At 63.9% G+C, this 2,883-nt stretch carries 2 protein-coding genes; both read right to left on the minus strand.

Translation table 11 applies throughout. From position 1 onward, the window contains the following. Positions 1–2,233: two-component regulator propeller domain-containing protein (locus tag ABIV12_RS00485; RefSeq protein WP_348055112.1), on the minus strand; the 2,233-nt coding region annotated here is incomplete at its 3' end. Between the two features lie 48 nt (positions 2,234–2,281). Continuing rightward, positions 2,282–2,883, minus strand: a 602-nt coding sequence (locus ABIV12_RS00490; protein WP_348055114.1) for a response regulator transcription factor, incomplete at its 5' end; no start/stop codon positions are given.

Consider the following 2,883-nt stretch of genomic DNA (forward strand, 5'->3'; position numbering starts at 1 on the left):
GGCCGTCCGCGTTCCTGGCAATGACGTTGAACGTGTAGCTCCCCGGCGAAATATCGTTGTAGAACGCCTGCCGTCGCGATCCCGGCTCCTGCCAGCTCTCGTCGTGCCCCTCCAGCCGGTATCGAAAGGACACCTTTTGCGGCGCCGCAAACGACGGCGCCGAGTAGTCGAACTCGATGTTTCCGGTCAGTGCAGGGAAGACGATCGGCGCCGACAACGGATGCGCACTGCGGTCTCCGATCGCGCGCTCGATGTGAATCGGTGGCGCAGCAGGCGCGCCACCGTGCGAGGGATCCACCATCTGCACGATCGACCCGTTCGCAAACCAGATGCGCCCGTCCGGCGAGCGGGTTGCGTGCGGCGAGAAATCGGCCAGCGCGGGCTCGGCTCCGTCGAGCACATCGAACAGCTGGACCGAGAGCGTCGCCGTCGCGTCATGCTCCCACCGTTGCAGATTTTCGTGGTCGATCCGCATGACACCGCACGCGGCGTACAACCACAGCGCCTGCACGAGGTCGTCTTGCAATGCGAACAGGGATGTACATGGCAAGCCGTTGCGCTCATCCATTCGCCGGAACGTGCCCGAGTCGAATTCAACCAGGCCTTCGCGCGTCGCCATCCACAGACGTCCAGAGGTCGTTGGCAGGATCTGGCGCGCGTGGATCGGCGCGACCCCAGTGCCCGGTCCCGGCGACACGGGAACGATCTGCCCCCGTTGCACGCGCGCGATCTTCCCGTCGCGCTGCGCCAACCAAAGACCTTCCGTCGGATCGGGCGCAGCCAGCGCCCAGTCGGCATCCGTGTCGCTGACGACGGCGTCGCCATGCATGTGGATGATCCTGCGCGGCGACTTGCCGATAGGAACGAGCCACGCATCACGGCCGGGCTCCACGGCCATGAGCTCAATCGCGCCAATCGGCAGCCCTGTCGACCGTCGCAGCGGGTACGTTCGACCGTTCTCATGGATCAGCACGTCCTGATCCGCACCGACCCAAAGTCGTCCTTCGCCGCCATCGGCGATCGCCGTGACCTGACGGACCTTGACCTGCGCTTCCGTGCCAACGTGCATTCCGTGCGCGGTATCGATGCGGTCCAGGTGCGCGCCGTTGCCAACCCAAACGGTACCGTCGTCCTGCGACGCCACCACGGTTGCGTCATCCGCACTCAGCCCTTCGCGTTTCGAGACGCTCAACACCGCGAGATTGCGAAAGCAGTCGATTCCTGCGGAGGTCGCCACCCAGATGTTGCCTTCGCCGTCTTCGAAGAATTCGCTGATCCGATCGCCGCTGAGTCCCTGGACGCTGGTGAAATGCTCCAGCTTCGAATCGACGATGCGATACAGGCCGTGGCTGTCGGTGCCGAGCCACAACGCGCCATGCGTATCGAAAAAGAGGGTCGTTGGCACGACCTCCGAGTCGAGATCCTTCAAGGACTGAACGCTCCACTGTCCGGACTGGAAACGTTCGAGTGACAGCCCACCCTTTGTGTCCGGCAAAACGGTCCAGATCGCGCCATCGGGACCTACGACAAGGCCCGCAAGACCCCCGAGATTCTGGTGTCCCGCGAGCTCCTGCCGAAAATACGATGTTGATTCGCCGTGCTCCCAGCGCACCAGCGCGTCCGTCCCGCTCAACCAGATCGCGCCGCCCGCTTCGCGGACCACCAGACTCGCCGCCGGAATGGGAATTCCGTCCGACGTGCCGAAACAACGAGCCGCGTTCTCCCTGATCCGGCAGAGCGGACCCTCACCCGGCGCGACCCGCGTTCGTGCGAACCAGACTTCCGCATCGAGCGGGTCATCGATGATCGACCAGACCGCGCCTTTCACATCGGGAAACGCAAACAGCCGTCCGTCGTGAAGGCGGGCGAGCCCTTCGTAGGATCCGATCCACAGCGCACCATCGCGCGCTGCCATCAGCGCGACGATGGACCCGGACGGTGGTCGGGCCTGCGCAGTCGGGAGGAACGGCTCAAAGCGAATTCCATCGAACCGCACCAGTCCGTTTGCGGTACCGATCCAGAGGTAACCGTCCGTGGTCTGAGCGAACACCTGCGGCGCGCCGTGAAAATACCCATCGCGCGTTCGCCACGCGGTATGACCATATTGGGACACATGCACGTGCGGGTCGAGCGCAGAGGCCCGATGCAGCGGGCCTGCAAAAAAGATCACGACCGCCAGGACGACCCACGCGCGAAAACCGCGGCTCACGTTCTGCAGATTCCATGTCGCCATCGGCATTCGCTCGTTCGAGGTCGGGCGTGTCTGCGAGCACCCTTGTCGCTATTTCGGCGCCAGTATCCCGCGCCGGTACGCGATATTGATCGCGTGCGTCCGGTCCAGCGCGCCCAACTTGCCGAGTATGCTCTTGACGTGGTTCTTCACCGTGTCTTCGGAGATGCCCAACAACGCACCCACCCGCTTGTTGGAGTTTCCCGCGGCGATGCATTCAATCACCTGTCGCTCGCGATTGGACAGCGATTCGCGTTCCATGTGTTCGGCCAGTTCGCGCGCGACGTCGGCTGCGATGTAGCGGCGTCCGCTCGACACCTCGCGTATCGCGTCGATCAGCTCCGTCCGGATCGCGCTTTTCAGCAGGTACGCCTTGGCCCCCGCGACCAGTGCGTCGCGCGCCTGCACGTCTCCGCGATAGGTGGTGAACACGATGATCCGTGCGTCCGGAAATTCCCTGCAGATCGCTTTCGTCGCAGCCACGCCGTCCATCTCCGGCATCTGGATGTCCATCAGCACGATGTCAGGTCGCAGGCGACGATAACTCTCCACCGCTTCGCATCCGTTGGTCGCCTGCCCAACGATCTGCAACGTCTCGTCTTCTTCCAGTACCGCCGCCAAACCGGTGCGCATCAGCGGGTGGTCATCGACGA

Origin of the sequence: Dokdonella sp. (assembly GCF_039926425.1) — a bacterium.
In the GTDB taxonomy this organism is placed as follows: Bacteria; Pseudomonadota; Gammaproteobacteria; order Xanthomonadales; family Rhodanobacteraceae; genus Dokdonella_A.